This is a genomic window from Mucilaginibacter sp. P4_G9 (assembly GCF_056400985.1).
This window is the reverse complement of the sequence record NZ_JBFUKF010000243.1, coordinates 1-7,460: the sequence shown is the minus strand read 5'-3', so window position 1 is coordinate 7,460 and position 7,460 is coordinate 1. Positions and strand designations below refer to the sequence as shown.

At 42.8% G+C, this 7,460-nt stretch carries 5 protein-coding genes; 1 reads left to right on the top strand and 4 read right to left on the bottom strand.

Annotated features, from left to right (window positions below; translation table 11 throughout):
- Window positions 1–370 precede the first annotated feature (370 nt).
- The gene (locus AC1DPZ_RS18230) at window positions 371–2,062 is read left to right on the top strand and encodes a sodium:solute symporter family transporter (RefSeq protein ID WP_477405998.1); all 1,692 of its coding nucleotides are present in this window, start codon (window positions 371–373) and stop codon (window positions 2,060–2,062) included.
- Between the two features lie 259 nt (window positions 2,063–2,321).
- On the opposite strand, the gene AC1DPZ_RS18225 is transcribed toward AC1DPZ_RS18230, so the two are convergent.
- The 4 genes from AC1DPZ_RS18225 to AC1DPZ_RS18210 form a co-directional block, all read right to left on the bottom strand.
- The gene (locus tag AC1DPZ_RS18225) at window positions 2,322–3,230 is read right to left on the bottom strand and encodes an RpnC/YadD family protein (RefSeq protein WP_477405996.1); all 909 of its coding nucleotides are present in this window, start codon (window positions 3,228–3,230) and stop codon (window positions 2,322–2,324) included.
- A gap of 144 nt (window positions 3,231–3,374) precedes the next feature.
- Window positions 3,375–4,712: a TldD/PmbA family protein gene (locus AC1DPZ_RS18220; protein WP_477405994.1), complete on the bottom strand. Its 1,338-nt coding sequence runs from the start codon at window positions 4,710–4,712 to the stop codon at window positions 3,375–3,377.
- A gap of 6 nt (window positions 4,713–4,718) precedes the next feature.
- Complete coding sequence (locus AC1DPZ_RS18215; RefSeq protein ID WP_477405992.1) at window positions 4,719–6,353, bottom strand: TldD/PmbA family protein; 1,635 nt, start codon at window positions 6,351–6,353, stop codon at window positions 4,719–4,721.
- Between the two features lie 157 nt (window positions 6,354–6,510).
- Window positions 6,511–7,137, bottom strand: a complete 627-nt coding sequence (locus tag AC1DPZ_RS18210; RefSeq protein ID WP_477405990.1) for a DUF4159 domain-containing protein — start codon at window positions 7,135–7,137, stop codon at window positions 6,511–6,513.
- Between the last annotated feature and the right edge of the window lie 323 nt (window positions 7,138–7,460).

Sequence of the window (7,460 nt, the reverse complement as noted above, 5' to 3'; positions counted from 1 at the left end):
GGACCGAACTGCGTCCTTATTACGAAGACCTGGTGGCCAAATATCTGCCGTCAACGTTGAAGTTTTAAGTAGCTGAAGCAACTAGCCCCTCTAAATGTCCCCCCGCCGGTTGGCGGGGAGACTTTTTGACCTTCGTTTTTTTTTAATCTCTCCCTTCCGGGGAGGGTTGGATGGGACTATTTGCTTCGTGCTTTGCAATGACGGTTTGTTTATTTTTACATGTAGATGTTTCAGGTGTTTCGTTGTCTTGAAACATATAGAGCTGTATTGCTGACATTTAATGCGATACAAAATATTGCCAATCCGTTTTATTTTATAGATTTGAAAAATCAACCGGGCCTAACCTAAATCCCGGTTGCAAACAACAAACATGCTGAATCACATTTCCATAGGCGATCTTATCGTATTCTTTGTGTATTTTATATTGGTATCGGTTTACGGGTACCTGGTTTACCGCAGCAAAAAAAACGAAACCAATTCCAGTTCGCACAGCTTTTTCCTGGCCGAAGGTACCCTTACCTGGTGGGCCATTGGTGCATCTATCATCGCATCCAACATCTCTGCCGAACAATTTATAGGGATGAGCGGCGACGGTTTTTTTGCCGGGATAGCGGTAGCTGTTTACGAATGGGTAGGGGCCGCCGCGCTTATCATTGTAGCGGTGTTTTTTATGCCGGTGTATCTCAAAAATAAAATATACACTATGCCGCAATTTCTTAAAGACAGGTATAACAGCGGTGTGGCTTTGGTAATGTCGATATTCTGGTTGTTCTTATACGTTTTTGTTAACCTTACCGCTATTTTGTACTTAGGTGCCCTGGCAATTAACAGTTTGCTGGGCGGGCAGTACCTGCATGAAATTATGATCGGGTTAGCCATATTTGGTGTGGTTATTGCCCTGGGGGGAATGCAGGTGGTGGGCTATACCGATGTTGTACAGGTTGCTGTGCTCATCATCGGCGGGCTTGCTATTACTTACCTTTCACTTACTATTGTGAGCGATAAATTTGGTTTCGGGCAAAACGCGCTTACCGGTTTAAAACTAATCCTGAAAGATTCTCCCGATCATTTCCATCTTATTTTCAAAAAACCTGCACATGGTTCATCAATAGAAACTGTAAGTAAATATTTGATCCTGCCAGGTTTTGCGATGTATGCCGGCGGGCAATGGATCAGCAACCTTAATTACTGGGGATGTAACCAATATATCACGCAGCGTGCCCTGGGTGCAAACCTGCATACTGCCCGTACAGGTATCCTGTTTGCCAGTTTGCTCAAGATACTGATGCCGGTTATTGTGATGCTGCCGGGTATAGTTGCCTTTGTTTTATACAAGCATGGTCATTTACCAATGCTGATCAATGGTAGCAAGGATGGCGCTTATTCGGCTATACTATCCTTTTTACCTTCGGGACTGAAGGGTTTGTCGTTGGCGGTATTAACGGCTGCCATTGTAGCTTCTATAGCCGGTAAGGTAAACAGTATTGCCACCATTTTTACGCTCGATGTTTATAAAAACTACATGAGCACCAAAGCCACCGAGCGCAATATGGTTTGGGTAGGCAGGCTTGCTATAGTTGTGAGTTTGGTTGTAGCCGTTGCCTTTACCTGGAATGATATGCTGGGTATCAGCGGTGAAGGGGGCTATACTTTTGTTCAAAAATATTCCAGCTTTGTAAGTCCCGGGGTTTTAGCCACATTTCTGTTAGGTATGTTCTGGAAACGTACAACAGGGGAAGCCGCCATTGTGGGCATATTAACCGGCTTTGCAGCATCTGTATTTTTTAACCAGTTTGCCGTTAAAGTTTTCGGGCCCGAGACCTGGCTTTACACGGCATTTCAAAATGCATCGGGCCAATTTGAAATACCTTTTTTCATATCACTCAGCTGGTCGTTCCTTACCACATTCATCGTKATGGTTGCAACAAGCTTAGCCGGGCCAATGGTAAGTGCAAAAGCTATCCAGGTTGATAAAAGTATGTTTAAACTGAAGGCATCATCGGTAGTACTTATCGCAGTGATCCTGTTATTCTTATCAGCAATTTATGTAAGGTTTTGGTAGGGTAAATTGACCAGGTTATGAGTTGGTGCGAAAGTTTACAGGATGGGTGTGTTACTGCATCAAATTCCGGCCGGAATTAACATCCTTCGGCTTATAATAAAAGTGCCGCGGGTTTAAGCTATTTTCTAATATTTTGGCTACGGGCTGCGGGTATTTCTGTTAAGCTAAACAGAAGTTAAATGAAATATGTACATGCACTATGTACAACTAATGGGTTCCCTTGGGCGGGAGGATAGTAGTAGCTTAATGTTTAAGCTGCTTAAAGCTTTTCTATTTCCTCTGCCGAAAGCCGGGTGAATTTTTCGATCTGTGCAACGGGAAAACCATCCTTTTTCATCTCGCGGGCAATATCTTTCTTGGTTTTTTTCTCACCTTTCTTCTCGCCTTTTTTCTCGCCTTTTTTTTCAGCTCTGTCTAATAAAAGTTCTTCTATACCCATGGTGGTGCTCCTTTCTGTTAAAATTTCTACCTGTTGTTCAAATTTAGTGTTTATCTCCTGATTTTCAAAGCGTATATAATACCTTAAAAAATTCATCAACACCCTTATTTTTTCCTTCGCTATCTTCTTGGCCAACAATAACCTGGTGAGGTTAAGTTTTAAGTTCAATAGCAACACATCACGTTCCATGCTGTTTTTTACGTCTTTACCGGTAAGCGCGGCCTTTGCTGTAAGCACAACCAACGCAAACGGGTTGTCGCTTGCTTGTAACGCTTCATCGCTTTGGCTGGTTATTTTGTAGGTATTAAACGTATAACGCAAACTGGTACCCATAAAGTCTATCGCAAAATGATCCGGCCGTTCTTTTGCACTGGCTTCGGTAAATATGGCGTAAGCTACTATGGGTTTTTGATATTTATCCAGTATCCTGTAAAAATAGGTGTACATGCGACTGGCAAAATCTTTTTGATATTGGGCCTGCACTTCCACATGTACCAAAATCCATTCCTCTTTGCCTGTTTTGGTAAATACTTTAACCAACTTATCAATAACTCTTGGCGAATACTCATCATTTTCTGGAGGGAAGACCTGCTCCAATTCTTTATCCAGGAATTCAAAACCCCGGTCAAGATCAAATACGGTATCGGCATCGGGATTTACAAACCGCAAAAAATCGTCAAAAACATCTTCAAGTATCCCTTTCCAAAGAATGTCGTCTTTTCTTCTCATTAAATTTTAATAGAAAATTATGTTTGATTAAAAAGCTGAAATTGATTAAAGCTATTGTGCTTTATATAAAAGATGGCAAAGTAAATTAAACAACAAAAGCCCGAACTTTAAAATCCGGGCTTTTGTTGTTTATTAAGAAATTATTTAAACCGCATCGGATAGCGAAGTAAAAGTAAAGTCACGGATTCGCATTGGTGGTATCATTGCGTTTTGGGTTGATTCCCCGCTTACTGTACGCTCCGGTTTTCCCAATGCATCCAGGTTATTCAGCATAATAACCGGGCTTTCGTTAAACCTCAGGTTTTTTATCGCGAATTTGATCTGGCCATTCTCGATATAAAAAGTACCATCGCGGGTAAGGCCGGTATACAGCAAGGTTTGCGGGTCAACCGGGCGGATATACCATAACCGGGTTACCAATATTCCTTTTTCGGTTCCTTTAATTAATTCCTCCAGCGTAGCACTGCCGCCATCCATAATGATGCTATCAGGCGATGGGGTTGCTTTTACGCCCTGTTTTTGAGCCCAGTAGCGGGAGTAATTCAGGTTTTTAACAACACCTTTCTCTATCCAGGTGATCTTCTCCTGCGGCCTCCCATCGCCGGTCCAGCTGCTGGTAGGCAGATCGGGGTGAGATGGATCTGAATAGATATTCACCCTTTCATCAACCATTTTTTCGCCAAGCTTTGTTTTGCCACCTGGTTTGCTTAAAAAGCTTCGGCCTTCATCGGCACTGCGGGCATCCAGGCCGCCGTATAATTGCTCAAGCAATACTATGCCCGCGGCAGGCTCCAGTATCACTGTATATTTACCCGGTTCAATAGCCTTGGCGCCTTTTGAACCTGCAGCTTTTTGAGCTGCTATTTTGGTGGATGCCAAAGTATCGAGTTTACTTACATCATTATATCCTTTGGTTGAGTAGCCCGAACCGGTACCATCCTCAGAACGTAGCGTCACCGAGAAATTGATATCAGTTGATGTATTGTAGGCAAAAAGCCCATGCGAATTCATCATAGCATTAAAGCCTGCACTGTTCTGTAAAAAACCGGCAGCTATCAATTTATTGTCTTTGGCTATTTTCAGGCTCGCATCAATCATATCTGTACGTTGAGCCGGGGTAACGGCAGCTGTTTCGGGCACAAAGGTTTTTGAACGTGGCGCATAAGTTTGCGGCCCTAAAAAGGATACAAACTCGGGGTTTTCAGGTGCCAGCTGTGCCAGTTCTTCTGACAGGCGTACGGCTTTTTCAACCGAGGCATCATCATATTCATTAGTGGTAACCACCCCCAGTTTTTTACCAAATGCCGATGAGATAACCATATTGGTTTGGCTAAGGGCACCGCTGGTAGAAACGGTATTGCGGGCATATCTTATATTGCCGGAGTCTGATCCGCCAAAATTAATTTCACATTCATTGGCTTTAGAGTAGCTGAGCGCTTTTTTTAATATTGCGCGGCATTCATCTTCACTTAATATGGCCATAGTATTTTAAATTTTTCTTGCTGTGTTAATAACGTTAACCCCTTTGAACAGGGCAGTTGATGAACCATGAGATACGGCGCTGGCCTGCATAGGCTGGCCCTTGCCATCAAAGAAAGATCCGCCTAAACGGTAATCTTTCTGATCGCAAACCGCCGCACATGAATTCCAGAACTCCTGCGTGTTTGATTGATAGGCTACATCATTCAACATGCCTGCTATTTTACCGTTCTTAATCTCGAAATAAAGCTGGCCGCTAAACTGGAAGTTGTAGCGCTGCTGATCAATGGAGAAAGAGCTGTCGCCGATGATATAAATACCTTTTTCTACATTTTTGATCATATCATTTAAACCCATTGGGGTTTTACCCGGCTGCAAAGAGATATTGGGCATACGCTGAAACTGTACATCCTGCCAGCTTTGGGAGTAGCAGCATCCCTGCGATTCTTTTAACCCGATAATATGCGCCTGGTCGCGAATGGCCTGGTAGTTAACAAGGACGCCATCTTTGATCACATCCCATTTTTTGGCCTCAACACCTTCATCATCATAACCAACAGCTCCCAATGAGCCCGGTTGTGTTTTATCGGCAACAATATTTACATTTTTACTGCCGAAATTGAACTTGCCCGATTGCCATTTATCTAAAGTGAGAAAACTTGTACCTGCAAAGTTGGCCTCGTAACCTAAAACGCGGTCGAGCTCGGTAGGGTGACCAACAGATTCGTGGATAGTTAACCATAAGTGACTTGGGTCAAGCACCAGATCATACTTACCGGCTTCAACCGATTTTGCTTTCAATTTCTGCTCTGCCTGGGTAGCAGCAGCCCGTGCATCCTCAATCATATCATAGCGATCACGGTATAATGTTGTTACGCCTTTTATCTTATCGCTCTCGCGGGGGATCAAATACTCATACCCCATACCGCGCGGTGCACTTAGCGCCTGGCGGGTTTCAAACTTTCCAGTTTTTGAATCTATTTTGGTAACCGCGAAAGTGGGCCAAATCCTGTGGATATCCTGATCGATGTAGGAACCATCTGTAGAGGCAAAGTATTTTTGCTCATTAACCAAAAATAGTATGGAGTTTACATAATTGGCGCCGCCTTTCATGGCTGCGTCATTTACAGAAAGTAGCAGGTCGGTTTTCTCCTTCATGGGCACCTCAAAAGCATTGCGTTCTATTGGTGTTTTCCAGCTTACTTCTCCCTGGCCTTTTTGGGCTATCAATTGCACCGGGTCTGTTTGGATGCGGGCATTCTCCTTAGCTATAGCTACAGCAAGCTCGGTAGCTTTGGCTATGCTGTCATTATCCAGCTTGTCTGTAGCGGCAAAGCCCCAGCAACCGTTGGCAATAACGCGAATCCCCATTCCGTATGATTGGGTATCAACTATATTTTCTACTTTGTTTTCGCGGGTAACTACAAACTGGTTAAAGTACCGGCCTATGCGTACATCGGTATAAGTTGCGCCCTTAGATCGGGCTGCATTTAATGCCACATCAGCCATTCGTTTTTTCAATGCCACGTCTACCGGGCTCAGATCCTGTCCGGGTAAAACGGGTGAACCGAAAACGGGGATCCTGCTAAGCATGGATGCACTAATGCCCATTCCGGTGAGGTATAGGAAATCTTTTCTTTTCAAGGTCAGTCAGTATTAAGTCCTAAATATAATGAGTCAAGTTTGAATTTTATGCAGGATAAAAAATATAATTTATTTATTACATCTGCGGCTCAAAATAATAAGTGGGTAATTACCGGCCAATTTTCCTTACAACATCAATTTTAGCAGGTTATAAGTATCAATAATTCAGCGCATACATTATAATATTCACCCCGAATTTGGTATTATCTTCTGCCAGGAAGCGTTTGTTCCTGAAATCATAATCCCATTCGCAGCCATAATCTTTACTGCTGTATAAAACGGCTATACGGCCGTTAATTTCAATGGCTTTAAGGTAATCGTGTACAAGATCATCGCCCCAGCCGTTAAGCTCAAAGCTGGTTGTAGGCGGTCCTTTATCAAAAGAAAAGAAGGAGTGATATATTTTATGGTTATTGGGGATCTTTTTCAGTGCTGCCGGACCGAAGAGGACTGTCATTTGCGCCTCGAATGATTTGGCAAATAGCCCATCAATATCATGGTTGCAATCATCAACAAATATGAAACCGCCGTTCTCTGCATATTTTTTAAAGTTGGCCCTTTCCTTAGTATCAAACTGTACCAGTTTATGCCCGCTTAAATAGCAAAACGGGTATTGAAATATATCATCGCTGCTTAGTGGGATTACTTTTTCCTGCTGTTCGATGGGCACGGTAGTATACTCCAGCAAAGAGTTAAGCAGGTTTGATGGCATGCGCTGATCGGTATCCCAATCGCCGGAATGGTAACTTAACCTGGTAAACGTAAATTTTCCGCTGAATGCCATTTTGCTTAAAAAGCTTAAAAGTAGTACAATATTTTATGCTGAAATCACTTTTGTTTGCTTAGCTTGTAAAGTTTTAGATACTTTATTTAATTTTTAATAAAAAATAATGGTAATTACTCAAAAGGGTAATATATTGTGACAGTACTTTAATACGTATTAAAAGTTGGAACTGACCGAAAATAATATAAAAGCTCTGCTTGCCAGGCTACCGCAGTTAAAAAGCGAGATACAAAAGGTAATTGTAGGGCAGGATGCCATATTGGATGAGCTGCTGGTTGCTTTTTTAGCCGGGGGGCATTGTTTATTGGAGGGTGTACCTGGCC